At 60.9% G+C, this 20,179-nt stretch carries 18 protein-coding genes; all 18 read left to right on the top strand.

Going from position 1 to position 20,179, the window contains the following annotated elements; all coding sequences use genetic code 11:
• Positions 1 to 20 precede the first annotated feature (20 nt).
• The gene (locus FA94_RS14110; protein ID WP_035552107.1) at positions 21 to 2,312 is read left to right on the top strand and encodes a phage tail fiber protein; all 2,292 of its coding nucleotides are present in this window, start codon (positions 21 to 23) and stop codon (positions 2,310 to 2,312) included.
• A 24-nt stretch (positions 2,313 to 2,336) separates the two neighbouring features.
• A complete protein-coding gene (locus FA94_RS37260; protein WP_051980569.1) occupies positions 2,337 to 2,753 on the top strand; it encodes an XkdW family protein in 417 nt (138 codons plus the stop codon).
• Positions 2,754 to 2,813: 60 nt separating this feature from the next.
• Positions 2,814 to 3,023: a hypothetical protein gene (locus tag FA94_RS14100; RefSeq protein WP_035552105.1), complete on the top strand. Its 210-nt coding sequence runs from the start codon at positions 2,814 to 2,816 to the stop codon at positions 3,021 to 3,023.
• Positions 3,024 to 3,059: 36 nt separating this feature from the next.
• Positions 3,060 to 3,416: a hypothetical protein gene (locus FA94_RS14095; protein WP_035552102.1), complete on the top strand. Its 357-nt coding sequence runs from the start codon at positions 3,060 to 3,062 to the stop codon at positions 3,414 to 3,416.
• A gap of 112 nt (positions 3,417 to 3,528) precedes the next feature.
• Complete coding sequence (locus tag FA94_RS14090) at positions 3,529 to 4,698, top strand: phage tail sheath subtilisin-like domain-containing protein (protein WP_035552099.1); 1,170 nt, start codon at positions 3,529 to 3,531, stop codon at positions 4,696 to 4,698.
• A 35-nt stretch (positions 4,699 to 4,733) separates the two neighbouring features.
• Positions 4,734 to 5,237 (top strand): phage major tail tube protein, encoded by a 504-nt coding sequence (locus FA94_RS14085; protein ID WP_035552096.1) that lies wholly within the window; start codon positions 4,734 to 4,736, stop codon positions 5,235 to 5,237.
• A gap of 102 nt (positions 5,238 to 5,339) precedes the next feature.
• Positions 5,340 to 5,738 carry a phage tail assembly protein gene (locus tag FA94_RS14080; RefSeq protein WP_081935926.1) on the top strand — a complete coding sequence of 133 codons (399 nt, stop codon included), beginning with the start codon at positions 5,340 to 5,342 and terminating at the stop codon, positions 5,736 to 5,738.
• Between the two features lie 56 nt (positions 5,739 to 5,794).
• The gene (locus FA94_RS14075; RefSeq protein WP_035552094.1) at positions 5,795 to 8,296 is read left to right on the top strand and encodes a phage tail tape measure protein; all 2,502 of its coding nucleotides are present in this window, start codon (positions 5,795 to 5,797) and stop codon (positions 8,294 to 8,296) included.
• 30 nt (positions 8,297 to 8,326) lie between these two features.
• Complete coding sequence (locus FA94_RS14070) at positions 8,327 to 9,232, top strand: phage tail protein (protein WP_035552091.1); 906 nt, start codon at positions 8,327 to 8,329, stop codon at positions 9,230 to 9,232.
• Positions 9,207 to 9,413 carry a tail protein X gene (locus FA94_RS14065; RefSeq protein WP_035552089.1) on the top strand — a complete coding sequence of 69 codons (207 nt, stop codon included), beginning with the start codon at positions 9,207 to 9,209 and terminating at the stop codon, positions 9,411 to 9,413. The genes FA94_RS14070 and FA94_RS14065 overlap by 26 nt, the downstream gene beginning before the upstream one ends.
• 35 nt (positions 9,414 to 9,448) lie before the next feature.
• Entirely contained in the window at positions 9,449 to 10,501 is a 1,053-nt protein-coding gene (locus tag FA94_RS14060) for a phage late control D family protein (RefSeq protein WP_035552086.1), read from the top strand.
• A 115-nt stretch (positions 10,502 to 10,616) separates the two neighbouring features.
• A complete protein-coding gene (locus tag FA94_RS37255) occupies positions 10,617 to 11,084 on the top strand; it encodes a hypothetical protein (RefSeq protein ID WP_051980568.1) in 468 nt (155 codons plus the stop codon).
• Entirely contained in the window at positions 11,081 to 11,665 is a 585-nt protein-coding gene (locus FA94_RS14050; RefSeq protein WP_035552084.1) for a glycoside hydrolase family 108 protein, read from the top strand. Before FA94_RS37255 ends, FA94_RS14050 begins: the two co-directional genes overlap by 4 nt.
• A complete protein-coding gene (locus FA94_RS14045) occupies positions 11,662 to 12,312 on the top strand; it encodes a hypothetical protein (RefSeq protein WP_051980567.1) in 651 nt (216 codons plus the stop codon). The genes FA94_RS14050 and FA94_RS14045 overlap by 4 nt, the downstream gene beginning before the upstream one ends.
• 207 nt (positions 12,313 to 12,519) lie before the next feature.
• Complete coding sequence (locus FA94_RS14040) at positions 12,520 to 13,311, top strand: DNA adenine methylase (protein ID WP_035552081.1); 792 nt, start codon at positions 12,520 to 12,522, stop codon at positions 13,309 to 13,311.
• A 402-nt stretch (positions 13,312 to 13,713) separates the two neighbouring features.
• Positions 13,714 to 14,649, top strand: a complete 936-nt coding sequence (locus FA94_RS37990; protein ID WP_081935924.1) for a formylglycine-generating enzyme family protein — start codon at positions 13,714 to 13,716, stop codon at positions 14,647 to 14,649.
• A 17-nt stretch (positions 14,650 to 14,666) separates the two neighbouring features.
• Positions 14,667 to 17,900, top strand: coding sequence for a beta strand repeat-containing protein (locus FA94_RS38620; RefSeq protein ID WP_156126629.1), 3,234 nt, complete (start codon positions 14,667 to 14,669; stop codon positions 17,898 to 17,900).
• Between the two features lie 122 nt (positions 17,901 to 18,022).
• Positions 18,023 to 20,179 carry a type I secretion system permease/ATPase gene (locus FA94_RS14025; RefSeq protein ID WP_081935922.1) on the top strand — a complete coding sequence of 719 codons (2,157 nt, stop codon included), beginning with the start codon at positions 18,023 to 18,025 and terminating at the stop codon, positions 20,177 to 20,179.

Genomic DNA, 20,179 nt, shown 5'->3' with positions numbered 1-20,179 from the left:
GAACAGAGGAGTAAAACCACATGACCGATCTTGTGGAAGTGCAGCGGTGGGAAGACGGTATCTATCAGTTCGAAACGTCCGACCCGGTAATGGGGGGACCTGACGGCATCGACAACGTGCAGGCGAAGCAGCTGGGCAACCGGACGGCCTGGCTAAGGGCGACGGGCATCCCGCCCTGGTCCCCGAAAGTGCTCTATCCGGTCGACGCGCTCGTGCAGCAGGGCGGTCTGCTGTATCGCGCAATTCTTGCGGGCTCGAACAGTACGCCCGACCAGAATCCCGGACAGTGGGGTGCGCCCCGTGTGGCCGGCCTCGTTTCCACGAAGGATCTGGCGGTCGAGGGTGCGTCGCTGTTGCAGGGCTCGGTGACGTTCGGCAAGGGCGAAACCACGGCGTGGATCGCAGCCCAGTCGGGTGTGTCGTGGTTGCGTACGAACGGCCACATGTCGATCGGCTCGGAAAACGCTTCCGGTCTCGTCGACATCGTGGCCGGCGGTGGTGCGACCCGCGTGCGCGTGCTGCCTTCCGGGCGCGTGCTGTTCGGGACGGCCGATGATGACGGATCGAGCATTGTGCAGGGCAAGGGCGACGCCCGCTTTACGGGCGAGATCCAGTCGGGCTCGGTCAACGCGTTTCGCGCGGTCACGGGCGCGTACGGCGTATTCCTGCGCAACGACGGCAACGCCGCCTATCTGCTGCAGACGAACGCGGGTGACCTCTACGGCGGTTACAACAGCTTCCGGCCAATCTTCTGGAACCTGTCCACGGGCGCGGTGAACATCGACGAAACGGGAGCGTCCACCACGTTCGGCGGATCGGTGACGCTGAAGAACGCGAGGCCTCTGGCCTTGCGCGGCGACGCTGGCACGCAGCGCGAAATCCAGATCCAGAGCGGTGCGACGCTACGCTGGAAGATTTTCGGTGACGCCACGGGCGAGCCCGGCAACGGCTCGAACGTGGGCACGGATTTTTATATTCAGGCGTTCAACGATCAGGGCGGCTACCTGTGGAACCCGTTCATGATCCGGCGCGACACGGGGCGCGTGATCCTGAACCGGGGCGCGGACGTCAACACGGGCCTGTCGATCAACCGCGCAGGCGGTGAGGGGCAGATCCTGCTAGGTCCCAATGACGGGTACCTCTATGCAAACGATCAGGAGGCGGGCTGGTATTCGCCGACACACGGGCAGTGGGCGTGGAACTTCGCGCAGAAGAACATCCGCATCGGAAACAGCTATGTCTGGCACTCGGGCAACCTGAGTCCGCTCGATACGAACAGCGGCGGATTGCTGAACGGCGACCTCAGGCTCAACACGGGCAAGGTCATCTACCTCGACGCAGGCACAGTGACTTTGCCTTCGCTGACCTTTGCCAATGACGGTGCGCCCGATACGGGTTTCTTTCACGTGACCGACGGCGTATTCGCGATCACTAACAACGGCGCCGAGACAATGCGCTTCGGCACCGACGTCGTCTCGACCCAGCGCCCGCTCCTGTCGAACGTTAAGGCGGGAACGGGCGCGAATGGCGTGTTCCATTCGACCGGCGAGAACGGTGGTGGTTTTGCGGACTGGAATTCAACGCCCGCGCGTATTCCCGCTGTGCAGGTCGATGCGCCTAACACAGGCGCGGCCTATATGGGCATGCGCTGGACGCGATGGGGCGGCCGGCATTTCGCGGCGATCGACGCGTACGAAGGGGGCACGGTCACATCGGAGCCGGCCATCGTTTTCCATATCGATGGGCGCACCAACGCATGGTCGTTTGGGCGTAACGAGATCGCGCGCAGTGACGGCAAGACGGTATGGGGCGGCTGGAATTTCGATCCGGCCAGCAAACTCAGCACGGCCGGCGGCACGCTGACCGGGCGGCTACTGCTGACCCAGCCCGGCACATACGGCGAGATCGGCCTGAAGAGTACCGACGGCATGGCGATGTTCATGCGTGGACGCGCAGGCGGTGGCGGCATGGAGTGGGTCAACAGCGACTACAACAGCATCCCGGCCACCCTGGACAACGGCGGCAATGTGACCTTCGCCGGCATCGTGCGGATCGCGAACGGAGGCGCCTGGGTAGCGACAAACGGCGACGTCTACGGCGCCGCGTACGGCGGCTATCTGTCCACCGTTCTCGCTGGCAAGGCAGGCGCGGGCGCGCAGGTGCGCTGGGCGAGCGGCGTCGTCGAATTCGGCGCGGTCAATGTCCACTCGGAGGGCACGGCGGATCTCGGCGATCCGTGGGTGATGATCGGGCTGCGTCGCGTTGGCGACGGCGGCATTTATATCCGTGGGACCTGGTTGCGAAACCAGTAGGCATGACAGAAGGACATCAGATAAATGGAACAGATGATTTACTCGCACGACATGCTGATCACGATCATCCGGGAGAGATACCCCATGCTCGAACACGGTCGTGATTTTTTTGTTGCACATCCCATCGACGGACGCTCAGGTCGCCAGTGCGGCGAGCCGTTCATCGCCGTCTGGCGAAGCGCCTCGATTCCCCAGCCTGATGCGGACTCGCTCAGGCACGAGTTCAGTGCGAACGAAGGCATGTATCGCACGCTGCTCGCGCGTGCCTATCGTGACCGGCTGCTGGGGGCGAGCGACGCCCGCGTCAACGTGCCGCCGGATGCGCCGGAGTCGTTCAGGGCGAGCGCTGCGGCCTGGGAGCGATACCGCCAGGCGTTGCGCGATCTCACCGGGCAGCCCGGCTTTCCGTTCGACATCGAGTGGCCGGTGGCGCCGGCCTGAGTCGTCCCGCCTCCCCGCAACCGCGATCAACCTCTTCAATCCTTAACCGGAGTACTCACCATGAATGTGCCCTCGGCCTTCACCCTCACATTGCCGTCCGCCGGCATGGAACTCGTTTTTTCCGCGCTGGGCGAGCTGCCTTATCGCGTCGCGCGGCCGGTGATCGAAGCGGCCAACGCGCAGATTGCCGAACAGGTTTCGGCGTATCAGCAGGCCATGCCCAACGAGCAGACCACTGCGGCCAACGCGGCTACCCCGGCCAACGCCTGACGGCATCGGTCCGTCATTCAACCACAGAGACCAAACATGGCACTCAAGAAAGAAATCGTGATCGATTCGATCGGCGTCCCGGCCCAGTATCACGTCGTCGACAACGTCAACGTAAGCCGCAGTTCGAATATCACGTCGGCGGTGGTGTTGAGCTACTACACCGAGGCGATGTACAAGGCAGGCAAGAATCCGCTCGGCATGGCGACGTCGATCATGCTCACCGGCATTCCTGAGGCGGGCTCGGATCCGTTCCGCTACGCCGAGCAGCTGCTTGCGCAGGCCCAACCGGCTGACGGCAAGGAAGATACGACGCTGTACCCGGGCGTCCAGAACCGCTATCTGTATGCCGGCGCGCAGATCGTGCAGGATGCGGCGCACGACGCACCGGCCTGATTGCTCCGGGCTCGCCGCGCGAACACCGTTCCGCATCACCGCATCACCGCATCACCCGAAACAGCCGTCCCGGATCTGGTCCGCGACGGCTTCTTTTTTATGGAGAGCCCGCATGGGTGCAACATCGTTTTTCCACGGCGTCACGGTGTCGCTGGTCGACAGCGGCCCGCGCACGATCGCCGTGCCGTCGTCGTCGATCGTGGGTCTCGTCGACACCTATACGCCCGGCGCCGATCGGGCCATGCCCAACGTGCCGGTGCAGCTGACGAGCTATCGCGAAGCGGTGGCCGCGTTCGGTGAGACCAGCGCTGTCGCCAAAGCCGCACGCGCCATCTATGCGCAGAGCAAGGCGGTGGTGGTCGCGACCGGGGTGGCGGCCGGAGGCGAAGCACCTGCACTCACGTCGGCCATCATTGGCGGCGTCAGTGCCGGCGGCGCACGCACTGGCCTGCAGTCGCTGCTCGATGCGAAATCGAAATACAACGTACAGCCACGGCTGCTGCTCGCACCCGGCTTCTCGTCGACGCAGGCGGTGGCCACCGCCATGGACTCACTCGCGGGCAAGCTGCGCGCGATCGGCATCATCGACGGGCCGAACACCGACGACGAGGCGGCGATTGCGTACGCGAAGAACTTCGGCAGCAAGCGTCTCTATATGGTCGACCCGGGCGCGACGTTGTGGGACACGACGGCGAACGCGGATGTGGACGCGCCGGCGTCGTCGTTCGCAGCGGGCCTTTTCTGCCAGACCGATGCGAATACCGGCTTCTGGGCGTCGCCGTCGAACCGGGAAATCACCGACATCACGGGCACGAAGCGGCCTATCGAATTCCTCGACGGCGACGAGACGTGTCGCGCAAACCTGCTGAACAACGCGAACATCGCGACGATCATCCGCGATGGCGGGTACCGGCTTTGGGGCAACCGCACGCTGTCGGCCGATGCGAAGTGGAAATTCGTCACGCGCGTGCGCACGCTCGACATCGTGATGGACGCGGTGCTGGCCGGTCACAAATGGGCGGTCGACCGCGGCATCACCGGCACCTATGTCGACGATGTCACGAAGGGTCTGCAGGCGTTCATGCGGGACCTTAAGAACAGGGGCGCGGTGATCAACTTCGAGGTCTACGCGGATCCGGAGCTGAACACGGCGTCGCAGATCGCGGACGGCAAGGTGTACTGGAACATCCGCTTCACCGACGTGCCGCCGGCAGAAAACCCGAACTTCCGATTCGAGGTCACCGACCAGTGGCTCACTGAAGTGCTCGATACCAACTCGTAACGCTACCGTTACACCTACCCATAATGAGGTGATCCGTGATTCCGGAAACACTCTATAACTTTAACGCGTACGTCGACGGGCGGGGCTTCGCCGGCCGTGTGACGCAATGCACGCTGCCGAAGCTGAAGCTCAAGACGGACGACCATCGCGCGGGCGGCATGGATGCCCCCGTCAAGGTCGATCTCGGCATGGAGGGGCTCGAGGCCGGCTTCCAGATGTCGACGATGGAGCGCGATGCCCTGAAGTTCTTTGGGCTCGCCGATGCGACCGCGTTTAACGGCGTCTTTCGTGGGGCGTTCCGCGACACGAAGGGCGCGACGAAGGCGGTAGCGGCCACGTTCCGGGGCATGCTCTCCGAGGTGGATCCGGGCGACTGGAAGCCGGGGGAGAAGGTCGATGCGAAATTCACGGTGTCGCTCACGTACTACAAGCTCGAGATCGACGGTGCGACGGTGTACGAGATCGACGTGCTGGGCATGGTGCGGATCATCGACGGCGTGGACCAGCTTGCGGATATCCGCAAGGCCATCGGTATGTAATTGCTGCGACATCGCAGCAGCAAGGCAACTTTAATCAGAACGGCGGGCTACGTATTTCACGTGGTCCGCCGTTGTCGTTTGGATCGTATGGAGAGTGAACAGATGGAAAGCACAGAAGGCACGACGCCGGCAGCCCCGGCATCGTCGGCAGGACAGACAGCATCGGGGCTCGTCGACAGCGTGACGGTCAAACTCAATTACCCCACCGAATTCGATGGCGTGCTGCGCGATACGCTGGTCTTCCGGCGACCGAAGGTGCGCGACATGCGTGCCGCGCAGAAGGTCGCGCCGGGCGATGAAGAGGCGCAGGAGCTGGCGATCTTTGCGACGCTCGCGGGTGTCTCGCCGACGGATCTGGAGGGCCTGGACCTGGGTGATTATCACCGCGTCCAGGACGCCTACTTTCGCCTCACATCCGCTCGTGCGGATGGACAGCATAACACTCAAGGCGCTCGCAAGGCGGCTGCTTCAGGAGTACCACGTGCCACCGACATCAATTGACGACATGACGCCCGACGATCTGGTGTGGTGGCTGACCGACTGAAAAAGGCAACAGCATGGCAAACGATATTGCACTCGGGATTGTCATCGGCGGGGCCGTCTCGGCGAGCTTCGGTCGGGCCATCACCGAAACCAGTTCGCGCATCACGGGGCTTAAGAAAACCGCGAGCGAAACGCGCCTGTGGCAGCGCACGATCGGCGAGACGGTGAAACTGCAGGATGAATTCCGCCGGCTGCATGCGGCGGGCGACCGTGCAGCCGATGGTATCCGCCGGCGCATCGAATCGAACATGCGCACGTTGCGCGAGAACGGCATTGAAGTCGACCGGCTTGACCGTGCGTATGCGAGGCTCGGGCGCACCGCACGCGGGCTCGAACTGAAAGCGACCGGGCAGGAGCGGCTCGCTGCCGGCCGCGACGGCGCACGCGGCGCGATCGGCGACGCCGTGAAGTTCTCGGCGGCGGTGGCCGTGCCAGCAACGATCGCAGCGGACTATCAGGCGATCATCCGCGACATTGCGATCAAGGCCGGCATTGCCCGCACCGCGCAGGAGGCGTCGATGGGCGAGCGCATCCGGCGCGATGCGCGCGATAACGGCATCGGCCGCAACGTGCTCGCCGAGGCCGTCAACCAGATGGTGGCGGGCGGCATGGACGTGAGCCGTGCACTTGACTTCGCGCCGCTTGCGGCGAAGTTCTCGATCGGCCAGGGGGCGACCACCGTGGAGACCGCACGGATGATCCAGGCGCTGCAGCAGAACGCGAAGATCGCGGATCCGCAGCAGATGCAGAAAGCGTTCGAGGCCATTGCGTTTCTCGGCAAGGAGGGTTCGTTCGAGTCGGCCGATATGGCCCGCTGGTTTCCGGTGCTGCTCGCCGAGATGCAGAAGATCGGCATCACGGGGCAGGATTCGGTGACGCAGCTGGGCGCGATGCTGCAGGTGCAGATGAAGACGGCCGGTAACGCCGACGAAGCCGCGAATAACCTCAAAAACTGGTTCTCGAAGATCGGATCGAATGAAACCGCCAGCAACTATAAGAAGGCTGGAGTCGACTACGAAGTAAAGATGCGCGAGGCGATCGGCAAGGGCTGGTCGACGCTCGAGGCTTCCTTCGTTCTCGCGCGTGCGTACATCGAGCGTGTCGATCCGGCCAAGGCAAAGCAGCTTGCCAGTGCCGCGCAGGACATAAGCGGCGAAACGGATCCGCAGAAGCGTCGTGCGCAGATCGCGGCCTTCGAAGACACGATGAAGACCGGCGACCTCTTCACGGACATGCAGGTCAAGGCGGCGCTGACCGCGTACCTGCAGAACGCGGAGCTGTACGAGCGCCTGAAGAAGAACTCGTCACAGGCAACCGGCGAGATCGCGAAGGATCTGGCCGACCGGCGCGACTCATCGAAACAGGTGTGGAGCGAAGTCGGCCAGCAGTGGAACGATGCGATGCGCAGCATCGGCGACGCGCTGCGGCCGGTGACGGACGCCGTCGGACACGCCACGAAAGCCACCGGCACGGGCCTCGCGAAGATGACGGACGCAGCGCCCAAAGCGACGATGGCGGTGGCCGGAGTCGCAGCGGGACTGATTGCATGGCGCGGGGCAAAGTCGCTTTGGGGCATCGGTCGGGGCGCACTCGATATTGCACGCGGTTCGATCCTCGTTGCGCGCGGTGGCAAAGCGGGCGGCGGAGGCAAGGGCGGCGGTGTAGCAGGTGTTGCCGGCCGCGCACTGGAGGCGCTGGGCGGTGCAGCCGCATCGGCCGGTGTGCAGCGCGTGTTCGTGGTCAACCTGCCTGGTGGTGGCGGTGCTGGCGGTGCCGGCGGTGGATTGGCAGGGGCGGCCGCAGACATCGCTGAGGATCTGTCTGGCGCCGATAAGGGTGGCGCGGCGGGCCGTGCTGCAGGTCGTGCCGGGCGTGCTGGCCGGCTTGGGCGTGTGTTCGGCGCAGCGCGGGGCTTCGCGGGTCGTATCCTGCCGCGCGTTTTGCCGTACGCGGGGAAGCTTGCCATGGCGGGGTCCGTCCTGAAGCTCGGGCTGGCTGCGACCGACGCTTATGCAGTAGCGAACAGCCACGACACGCGTGCAGCGAAGGCGCAGGGTTTTGCGGGCATCGCCGGCAATCTCGCCGGTGGTCTGCTGGGTGCAAAGATCGGCGCGACCGTCGGTGCGCTGGGTGGTCCGATAGGTGTAGCCGTCGGGGGCGTGGTCGGCGGAGCGCTGGGCACGTTCGCCGGCGGCAAGGCACTGCGGGCAGTCACGAAGTGGGCGTGGCCGGGGAGCGGGAATGACAATGCTCGCACAGGCCAGCAGGCGACGGTGACCGATGCGCTTGCGAAAGCGAAAGCACTTCAGAAAGCGCCGGGCGCGGACAGGCCGATGACGAAGATCGACCAGCAGAACACCTTCGCGCCGGTATTCCACGTGACGCTTCAGGGTGCGCCAGACAACGACGTGGCCGACCGCTTTCTTGCGAAAGTGTCGCCGCAACTGCAGAGGCTCATGAAGGACGAGCTCGCACGCAGCAATCGCTCGGCCATGTTCGATGCGCCACATCTTTAGTCGCATTGATTAGCAATCGGGAGACACGGAATGGAATTTGAACGACAGATCTCGCAGGCCGCGACGCAGGCGAGCATCGCGACCGAGCGCGTGCGCAACATGAGCCGTGTCTACGAGCGCAATAGGGTGGCCAGCGCCAACACGGTCGCCGTCCTGCAGAAGCTGGCGACCGGCAATCTCGCCAATGCTGCTGAACTGCTCTCGGGCGCGGGCAGCGCTCTGTCCGTGGCAGGCGATCTCAATCCGAAGGTCGGCACGGTATTGCGCAGTTTCAATGCCGTGCAGTCGTCCATGGGCAGCGTACTGCGCATGGCGGACGCAGCCAGCAACCCGCTCATCCGGTCGGCGGCCGGCACCGTCACCTCTGCGCTCGGCGATGTCCGCACGAAGTTCAACGCGTGGGCCGGCGCAAAGAATCTGGCGGGTCCGGGACAGCAGCCTTCGCCGCTGACCGGCTCGTTCGCAGCATCGTCCGTTGCGGGTGGACTGCTTTCGGGGTTATCCAGCGGTGCATCAACAGCAACGCCGCATCTGATGACGCTCAGTTCCGACGCGGGCGATACGTTCCACTTCAACCTGTCTACAGCGGCCTTCGACAGGCTGCGGCGTACCACGAAATACAAGGTCGCCTCGCAGGAGCGTCTGAACCGTCCGGAGGCGCTGCAGGCCGTCAGCCAGGGCGGCGAGACGATCACGCTGTCGGGCGTCGTGTTCGCTGCGGTGGGCGCGGGCGCGGGGCAGCTGAAAGCGCTGCGCGCGATCGGCGCGCGACTGGTGCCGCTCCAGTTGACGACCGGTTACGGCGAGGTGCTAGGGCGGTGGTATCTGCAGGGCGTCGACGAGGAACAGGAGGCGCTCATGTCGGACGGTGCGCCGCGCAAGCAGACCTTCAGCCTGGAGTTCGGCCGCTATGGCGAAGACTATAAGAACGTCTGAGGGCGATGTGCTCGACACGATCTGTCAGGCCTTCTATGGACGCGTGACCGGCATGGTGGAGGCCGTGTACGCGGCCAACCCTGGGCTCGCCCGGCACGAGCAACCCTTTGCGGCCGGCATCATCATCACGCTGCCCGAGGTCGAGGTGCAGCGCGACGAACCGGTGCAGTTATGGACGTAGCGCATGAACGAGGCTAATGAGCAGGGCAGGACCACATGAAAGCGATATTCCAGATCATCGCCAATGGCGATGACATCACGAAGGTGCTTCAGGATCGTGTGCTGCGGATCCGCACGGTCGACAAGCCGGGGCTCGAAGCGGACGAATGCGAGATCGAGCTGGACGACCGGGACGGACGTATCGAATTTCCACCGAAGGGCGCGACGCTGCGGCTGTCGCTGGGTTGGGAGGGCAGCGGCCTGGCGTTCCTCGGCGAGTACGCGGTCGACGAGATCGCGCTTAAGGGGCCGCCGACGTCGGTGATCATTCGCGGCAAGCCGGCCAACATGCGCGCGACCTCGAAGACGCATCGCTACGGCAGTTGGGAGAACGCAAAGCTGGCGGACATCGTGGGCGATATCGCCCGGCGCAACCGGTGGACACCGGCATGTGCGATCGACGTGGTGGTGCCGCGCGCGGACCAGTTCGGCGAGAGCGATCTTCATTTCGTGACGCGCCTCTCCCGCCAGTATGGCGCGACCGCAACGGTCAAGGCGGGCAGGCTGATCGTGACGGGGCGCGGGGCAGGCAGGAGTGTGAGCGGGCGGCAGTTGCCGTCGATCTCGCTCACGCCCGACATGCTCATCGACTATGAGATCACCTTTCCCGACCGGGCGAGCTTCGTCGCGGTGCGCACCCGCGTGCACGACGTGAAGACCGGAAAGAAGATCGATCTTGTGATCCCGAATCCGGATGCCCCGAAGGGGGCGGCTGCCGTGCATACGGAACGTCATGCCTTCGCGAGTCCCGAGGCCGCGAAGGCCGCGGCCAGTGCGCGATTGCAGAAACTGAACCACCACACGGCGAAGAGCACGATGCTGATGCAGGGCCGCGCAGATTTCTCGGCGGAAAAGAGTGTGACGCTGAAGGGCTTCAAGAAAGAGGCGGACGGCGATTTCCTGATCGAGTCGGTCTCGCACGAGTATGCGGGCCGCAGCTGGGAGACACGCCTCGAGCTGAACGCGGGGAACAAAGGTAAGGCGAAGGTGGGGCACGGCAAAAAACCGGCGAAGAAAATCAGTCTGGTCGTGCCGACGCCGTCGCATTGATACCGGTCTGTGATAGGAATCGACCGGACAATCGAACGCAACACGATACAACGCAACAACGAACCGCCCTCAGGTGAGCTGAAGGGCGGTTTTTTATTTGGAACGGACGGGGCCGATGGGAGACCAGCAAAACGGCGATCTGGTGGTGCAGATCGCACGCTTCGGCGAGCAGTTGCGCAACGTCGCCGCGAGCGTCGAGGACATCAAGCTCTCGGTGAAACCGGTTGCAGCGCTCGACCGCGCGATTGCCGAGATGTCGATTCACAACCAGAACGCGCGTAAGGACATCGAGCTGCTGTGGGTACGTGTCGATGCAGGCAGAACGGAGCGTGAGGCGCTGGGCGATGAACTGGGCGCACAGATCGACGGCGTCGACGAGCGGGTGGCCGCGATGAAGAACACCGCACGTGGCGCGATGTGGGTGCTGGGCATCGTACTCGGCGTGGTGCAGACCTTCCTCGTGGGCTCGATCGTGTGGGTGTTCACCCACGTCAACGAGGGCGACATCCTCAACCGGCTGCAGCAGCAGCGGATCGAGGAGCTTGAGAAAACATTATCCAGAACAGACGGGAGCAGGCAATGAGTGTGACAACAGTTGACCAGAAGATCGATGCGCTGATCGGGCGCGAAGGCCGGTATTCGAACAATCCGGCCGACGCCGGCGGCGAGACGATGTGGGGTATCACGGCAGCCGTCGCGCGCGCGTTTGGTTACATGGGCGCGATGCGCGACATGCCGCGCCCGGTTGCCGCGCAGATCTATCACAGCCGCTACTGGCTGCAACCGAAATTCGATCTGGTCGATGCGGTGTCGTCGGCGCTCGCGGAGAAGCTGTTCGATATAGGCGTGAATTGCGGGCAGACCACCGGTGTGCGGTTCCTGCAGCGGGCGCTGAACGTGCTGAACCAGAACGGCCGGTCATTCGCCGATATCGCGGTCGATGGCGGCATCGGTGCGATGACACTCACCGCGCTCAAGGCATTTCTCGCGGCACGCGGTGTCGATGGTCATCGCGTGTTGATGGGCATGATTGCCGCGCAGCAGTCGGTCTATTACATCGAACTGGCCGAGAAACGCCCGGAGAACGAGACGTTCGAATACGGGTGGCAACTTAACCGGGCATTCGGGCACGAGTTCGGCAGTCAGTTCGGGGTGAGCGCATGATGGATTTTCTGAAAACAGTCGCACCGTGGCTGGTTACAGCGCTGACAGGCGGGGTGCCGGGCATTGCCGCGATGGCGGCGTCGACCATTGCCGGCACGCTCGACCTGTCCGACGCGTCGGTGGACGCGGTGAAGACGGCGCTCGGTGGCCAGCAACCCGGCCAGCAGATGACACCTGAGCAGTTGCTGGCGTTGCGACAGGCCGACGACGACTTCGCTCTGAAGATGCGGCAGGCCGGTTTTACCCACGCGGAGAACATGGCCGGCATTCAGGTGCAGGCCGATAAGGTCGCGGCGGACGACAGGGCCGGCGCGCGGAATTTCGCTGCAGCCGAGCAGGATCACACCGCGCGCAATCTCGCCTATATGTACACGGTGGCGTTGTTCGGCGTGATCGGGCTGGAATTCCTGCTGGCGGCGCAGCAGGTCAGGGTGGACGACAGCGTGATGCGTGCGCTCGATACGCTGTTCGGCATCCTGATCGCGATGGTGCTGGGTTCGAAGGAGTATTTCTTCGGTTCGTCGTCGCGCGCTGACAGGCAGGCGGCGGCCATCACGCAATTCGCCGTTTCACCGGACACCATTGTGTCGGCGCGGGACCCCGCTGCGTCACCTAGGCAGCAGGGCGCTGCAGTAACGCAACGATAGCGCAGCCCATGAGTCGCGACGCAAAGTAACTTTTAACCGACCCGTGCGAGCTTCAGCACGTACGGGAAGAAACAGGGCGACCGGATGGATGTTAGCGCATCTTCCCCAGCCGCCTCTCCACTGCTTGTGCCAGTGAATCAGCCAGGGCCCTGCTACCTACCGGTAGGCGGGCCGGATTCTACACCAAGTTTAAAAACGGCTTTCACCATGGCAACTCCCATCATTCCCTGGATCGGCGGCAAGCGCCGTCTCGCAGACCACCTCATTCCGCGTTTTCCCGCACATGAGTGCTACGTCGAAGTGTTCGCGGGCGGCGCAGCACTTTATTTTATGAGGCCGCCAGCGAAGGTCGAAGTCATCAACGACATCAATGGCGAGCTCGTCAATCTGTACCGCGTCGTGCAGCATCATCTGGAGGAGTTCGTGCGCCAGTTCAAATGGGCGCTGTCCAGCCGGCAGGTGTTTAAATGGCTGCAGGACACAGTCCCGGAAACCCTCACCGATATCCAGCGTGCCGCCCGTTTTTACTACCTCCAGCAGAACTGCTTCGGCGGGAAGATTGAGGGGCAGTCATTTGGCACGGCGACCACCACGCCACCCGGCCTGAATCTGTTGCGGCTCGAAGAAAACCTCTCGGCCGCGCACCTGCGCCTGTCCAATACGTTTGTCGAGCGGCTCGACTGGAAGACCTGTATCGACCGGTACGACCGGCCGCACACGCTGTTTTATCTTGACCCACCTTACTGGGAGACAGAAGGGTATGGTGTCCCGTTCGCCTTCAGCGAATATGAAGAGATGGCGCGACGGCTGCGCACGATCAAGGGGCGAGCAATCGTCAGTCTGAACGACCATCCGGATATCCGGCGAGCGTTCGAAGGCTTTCATATCGAGACGGTGGATATCCGATATACGGTCGGCGGCGGGGGCCGCGAAACCCTGCGCAAGGAGGTGATTATTTTCAGCTGGGACGACAGCCGGGAACCGGTCGGCCTATTCTAGGTTGGTGCTTCGAAGAAAAAGAAAACTGGCTTTTGAGTTCCGTCGCTAATGAAGTCAAATTGTGTCCAGTTTATGGATTCGGCATGTTTTCTCGATGCTTGATATTTGTAATGCATGGCGGAAATAATTTTGTAAGAAACTGACGTGCCTTATTGTAAGTTATTAACAATTGCTGGCGAAAGTTTCGTGTGGATTTTGATTTTTTGCGGTAGCATCGGATGCCGGAGGTTGATTTCGGCGCTGTATAGTCGTTATCTCGGCAATACAGTATTTGCGCAGTGAGTCCGGGCGGTGCGTGGTAAATGGCTGGTGTTGTTGTGGTGAGCGGTATCGCGAATATTCGGTTTGATCGTAATTTTAAATATTAGTTATAGTAGTCCTGAGCTTCTTTGGGGGGGGTGCGTGCTTCAGATTTTTTTAATTATTCTCATTTTCACATCTAATGCCATGGCATCGGATAAGGGTGTTGCTAAGAATAATTTCGAGAATTTTCGTGATTGTGACGTGTGTTCTGAAATGATTGTTCTTCCTTCTGGAAAGTACATGATGGGAGCTACAGAAGAAGAATTTCGGGGGCACGATCGGTATGCCTTCATGTACGCAGTTGAATCGCCGCGGCACGAGGCCTACGTAAAATCATTTGCCATTGCCAGATTCGACGTGACGAGAAAACAGTTCGCGGCATTTGCAGAGGCCACTGGTTTTACCGGAAAGGGTTGTTATATTTTTGACGGCAAGGAATGGCTATTTGATACACATGCCGACTGGAAAAATCCGGGCTTCAGACAGACGGATCTAGACCCGGTCGTGTGTGTCTCTTGGAGTGACGCTCAAAAATTCATTTCTTGGGTAAATGCACGCCTGCAGACAAGCAAAGCAGCGATCTATCGGTTGCCGAGTGAGACGGAGTGGGAATATGCGACCAGAGCCGGGACGACAACCCCAACTTATTGGGGAGTCAATCCGGTGGATGTGTGCGTATATGAGAATACCCGTGATCAGAGCGCGCGGGCACTCGATGCAACTGCGCCGATTGCCGACTGCACTGATGGCTATGTTGAAACAGCTCCCGTCGGATCGTTCCGACCGAATCCGTGGGGGCTGTTCGATACGCTCGGCAATGTGAGCAAATGGATGGCGGATTGCTATCAAATCAGCTATTGGAATTTTTCGTCTGTACCGCTCCCTAAATCCGAGGCCTGTGCACTCAGATCCATTCGAGGGGCGAGTTGGGCAACGATTCCGATCACGACTCGGGCAGCTGGCCGGAACGGACTGCCGCCGGACAAACGGGATAGTAGTGTCGGATTTCGCTTGGCTGCAGATCTTAAAAGATAAGTTAAGGAAAATAAATTATGTCAGGATTGATTGTTTCTGAAACTACGCTGAACGTCACATCGCTCGTCAATTCGTGGATAAATTACCTTAATGCATGCACGCAGCTTAAAAATGATCCGGATTCGGTAAGTGCACAGCAGGCCGTTATTGGTAGTGCTGCCAATTTGGCAAGCGCGGTAAAAGCGTTGTCAGGAAATCCGATTTTATCTGCAGCATTGTCGACGGTCGGTGGTCTTACAAATATCACAAATGATGTTGCGGCTTATCAAAACGCCGTGGCACAAAATCAGAGCGCCAGTGTCCAGAATGCAGCTTTGGCGTCAGTCGCAAATGATGCCGCTGGAATTGGGGGCGGTGCGGCGACGGCGATTGCGGCCGCTGCACAAGGGCTCGGCGACGGTGCGCTGGCTGAGGAGATGGCAGTAATTGCATCACGCGCAAACGCGTTCGGCATATTGATTGGCGTCGTACCGGTTCTCGACAATGCGGGGAGTTGGTTTAACAACACGTTCCTGCCAGGCTTTAACAAATGGATCGGAAATGTACCTGCGTCGCAAGACGGGGATATGCTGACACCCATGAATGGCCCGGACGGTAATCCTGCAATTATCATGGCGGGGACCCCTGGCGACACGATTGCCACGACATCGCTTGGAGGGGGAGCGTTTCAGTATTCTGAAGTGACTAATCAGGGTGCTGTAACAAGTAGTGTGACGCTCGCGCAGAATGGTGCGACAGACGTTGAGTACATCAGTGGTCAAGGCGTGAATTCAGACGTCAGAGGCTTTCAAGTTAATCTGGCCGCATCGTCAAGTGCCACAGTCAACGGCGGTAGTGACCAAGTATTTCTTGGAGCAAATTCGTCGTTGACGACGAGTGGTTCGGGTTTTTCCGTCAACACCTCGAGCAATAACACGATCACTGGTATTGGAGACCAGATCAACATCGCTGGCAATCTTGCGGCTGGCCAGTCTGCCGGTGTGACAACAGTTATAGGCAACAGCAGCACGATCAATGCAGGTACGGCGGGCGTAGTAGCTCTTATAGGGCAGAACGATCTCATCAATGGCATCAGCGATCAGGTCTATCTCAGCGCGGGTACCTCTGTATCGACGGGCAGTAGCGGCCTCATCTTTAACACGTCAACCAATAATACAATTACAGCGATTTCCGATCAGATCAATGTCGGAAGTAACCTTGTGGCTGGCCAGTCAGCAGGGGTGACGACAGTTATCGGAGATAGCAGCACGATCAATGCCGGCACGCAAAACACGCTGGCTGTCGTCGGGCAGAACGATCTCATCAACGGCATCAGCGATCAGGTCTATCTGGGTGCTGGGACGTCTATATCGACGGGCAGTGCCGGTCTGGTTTTTAATACTTCGACCAACAATACAATTACGGCGTTGTCCGATCAAATCAATGTCGGAAGTAACCTTGTAGCTGGCCAGTCAGCAGGCGTCACGACAGTTATAGGTAATAGCAGCACGATTAATGGAGGTGCGGCGAACACGCTGGCTATCATCGGGCAGAACGATCTCGTCAATGGTATCAGTGATCAGGTGTATCTCAGCGCGGGCACGTCCGTATCGACGGGCAGTACGGGACTAGTTTTTAATACTTCCACGAACAATACTATCACCGCGATTTCCGATCAGATCAATGTCGGAAGTAATCTTGTGTCTGGTCAGTCGGCAGGGGTAACGACAGTCATAGGCAACAGCAGCACAATCAACGGGGGTACGGCAAACACGTTGGCCGTCATCGGGCAGAACGATCTCATCAACGGCATCAGCGATCAGGTGTACCTCAGCGCGGGCACGTCTGTAACCGCCGGAAGTACAGGACTAACGTTCAACACTTCGACTAACAACACCATAACGGCGGTTTTAGACCAGATCAACGTTGGTGCTAATCTCGCGACAGGTCAATCGGCTAGTACAACGGCAATTTCCGGCGGCAGCGACAACGTTAATCTTGGAGGTACAGGGGATTACCTCACCTTGCTCAGCGGCACGAATTACAACGTTACTTCGCAGCTCTCTACCATCACTGCGGCGAACGGTACGAGTTTCGCTCTTACTGGCACGAGTAACTCCTTGATCATGGGGAGCAGTTGTAGCGTCAGCGTGAACGGTAACGGCAACGACATCGGGATGAGTTCCGGATCATCCATCATCGATAACGGAGTCAACAACGTCATTGACGCGTCCGGCTCAGAGATCGTAGTCGGTGCGGGAGCGGTTGTTCCAAAGTCAACCTTGGAAGTCAATGGCGATAACAATTATATCTATGCGGGTGACAACGCTAGCCAAATAATAATAAACGTCCATGGGACTGGAAATTACGTCTATGCGAACAATGGCTCGGTATTCTTCTCATCCGCAAACAACTATGTAGTCGGCAACAAAAACATGACAAACGGTACCCCCGTCAGCACTTTTAATGCCGTTTCTCCCGTTACTGGTAGTAGTTTTCCCTCCATTCCGGTACTAGGAGGTGACAACGGGGTCATAGCGTACGCAGTGCCGACAGAGGGCGGTGGTGTGCCGGGCAGTAACCTTACGGTTACGATGTGTCCCGATGGCATTGACCCGATCATCCTGAACCTCAACGGTGATAGTGTCGCGACTACCTCGCTGTCGACGTCCGGTGCTTCGTTCGATATGCAGAACAATGGAAAGAAGGTACAAACCGGTTGGGGCACAGCCGGCGAGGGCTACCTGGTCTATGACCCGAACGACGCTACAAATTCGACAGCGGTGACTCAGGACAGTCAACTCGTCGGCGGCTTTGGCGCGCTGCAGTCGCTCGCCCAGCAGGTCGACGGGACGTCGGACGGCTCGCTGACCAGCAGCGACGCCCTCTGGAATTCGCTGAAAGTCTGGGTCGATCCCACCGGCACGGCGAACTTCCAGTCGGGCGAACTGCTGTCGCTGTCACAATTGGGCATCACCTCGATCGATCTGAACGGAACGCAGGTCAGCCAGAACAGCAACGGCAACGAGATCCTGGTCGACAGTTCATTCACGTACGCGAACGGTAAAACGGGCGACATCGCAGGCGTCGATCTGAAGTACAACCCGAATGTCACGTCGAGCGCTGAGGGCAATACGGCGACGCTCTCGGATACGCAGCTCAGTTCGCTTATCGCCGCAATGGCGTCCTACGGCACGCAATCCGCGGCAAGCTCGACCCTGGCGCCGGCACAGACCGCGCAGGAATCGATGCTGCTCGCCAGCGCGCACTGATGTTACATCGCTAGCTGCTGTTCAGGCGTCCACGACCATGATGGTCGTGGGCGTCTTTTGTGTACCCGTACAGCCCGCGCCGGACAAGCCGCGGTTGCAGCATCCAGGACGTTAACAATTCCGTGAATGCCCCAGACGTTACCGAACAACTAAGTTCACCCGCCGTTGAACTATCCGCTGCCGCCGATCCCGCCCTGGCCTGCCTGGTCGTGATTGCCCGTTTCCACGGCATCGCGGCGGACGCCTCGCAACTGCGGCACGCCGCTGGAAGCGGCGACCAGCCCTTCGACAGCGACGCACTGATCCTCAGCGCCCGCTCGCTTGGCCTCAAGGCACGGCTCGCGCCGCTCAAAGCCGACCGGATCGACCACATGCCACTGCCCGCGCTCGCGCTCGACGCGAACGGCGATCACTTCATCATCGCCCGTTGCGACGGCAAGACGGCACTCATCCTGGAGGCTGATGCAACGGCACCCACCGTGGTACCGCTCGATACCCTGGCTGAACGCACGACGGGCCAGGTGGTGCTGTTCGCCTCACGCGCGTCGCTCGCGGGCGAACTTGCGCGCTTCGACTTCTCGTGGTTCATTCCGGCGATCGTCAAATACCGGCGCCTGCTGCTCGAAGTGCTCGGGATTTCGCTGATCCTGCAGATTTTCGGTCTTGTCTCGCCGCTGATGTTCCAGATCGTGATGGACAAGGTACTGGTCAATCGTACGTACAACACGCTGGCGGTCGTCGGCATTGCGCTGTTCGTGAGCTCGACCTTCGAGGTGCTGCTGACCGGACTGCGCAATTTCATCTTCTCGCACACGACCAACCGTATCGACGTGGAATTGGGCGCGCGCTTATTCCGCCACCTGATCGCATTGCCGCTGCCGTATTTCGCGGCACGGCGCGTAGGCGACACCGTGGCGCGCGTGCGCGAACTCGAGAACATACGCAATTTCCTGACCGGGCAGGCATTGACCGCCGTCATTGATCTGGTGTTTTCGTTCGTGTTCATCGGCGTGATGTGTATCTACAGCGTGTGGCTGACGCTCATCGTCGCAGCTTCGCTGCCCGTGTACGCGCTGGTCTCGGGCACGTTCGTGCCCACTCTGCGACGGCGCCTGAACGAGAAATTCGCGCGCGGCGCGGACAATCAATCGTTCCTCGTCGAGACCGTCTCTGGCGTGGAGACCGTAAAGGCGATGGCGGTCGAGCCGCAGTTCGTCAAGAAGTGGGAGATCCAGCTCGCGGCCTATGTGTCGGCCGGTTTCCGCGTGACGCAACTGGGTAACATCGGCCAGCAGTTGATCCAGTATGTCGGCAAGCTCGTCACGCTCGCGACTCTGCTGCTCGGCGCGAAGCTCGTGATCGACGGACGCCTGACCGTAGGTGAGCTGATTGCGTTCAACATGATGTCGCAGCGCGTGGCGTCGCCGGTTCTGCGTCTCGCTCAGCTCTGGCAGGACTTCCAGCAGATCGGCATTTCGATGAGCCGGCTGGGCGACATTCTCAACTCGCGCACAGAAGCGCCGCCGAGCCGCCAGGCATTGCCCGCGCTCAAGGGCGACATCCGCTTCGAGAACATCCGGTTTCGCTATAGACCGGACGGCCCGCCGATCATCGACGATGTATCGCTGGAGATCGGTGCCGGTCAGGTGATCGGTGTCGTCGGCCGTTCGGGGTCGGGTAAAAGCACGCTCGCTAAACTGCTGCAACGGCTCTACCTGCCGGAGCAGGGTACGGTGCGCATCGACGGCATCGATCTGGCGCTGACCGACCCCGCGTGGCTGCGTCGGCAAGTCGGCATGGTGCTGCAGGAGAACCTGCTGTTCAACCGCACGATTCGCGAGAATATCGCGCTGACCGACCCGGGCGCGCCGCTCGACGCAGTGATTCACGCCGCGAAACTGGCCGGCGCGCATGAGTTCATCTGCGAGCTGCCGCAGGCGTACGACACGGCGGTTGAGGAGCACGGCGGCAACCTCTCGGGCGGGCAACGCCAGCGGCTCGCAATCGCGCGCGCGCTGCTGACCAATCCGCGCATCCTGATCTTCGACGAAGCGACCAGCGCGCTCGATTTCGAAACGGAACGCGTAATCCAGAACAACATGCGGGCCATCTGCGCGAACCGCACGGTCATCATCATTGCGCACCGTCTGACGGCCGTGCGTCACGCGGACCAGATCATCGCGATGGACAGGGGCAGGATCGTCGAGCGCGGCACGCACGACGCGCTGGTCGCCAAAGGCGGCTACTACGCCCATCTCGTCTTCCTGCAGAACAGCTGA

The sequence above is a fragment of the Burkholderia sp. 9120 genome (genome assembly GCF_000745015.1).
Taxonomy (GTDB): domain Bacteria; phylum Pseudomonadota; class Gammaproteobacteria; order Burkholderiales; family Burkholderiaceae; genus Paraburkholderia.
Note: the sequence above shows the minus strand (reverse complement) of the source record. Positions and strands in the feature narration are given on the sequence as shown.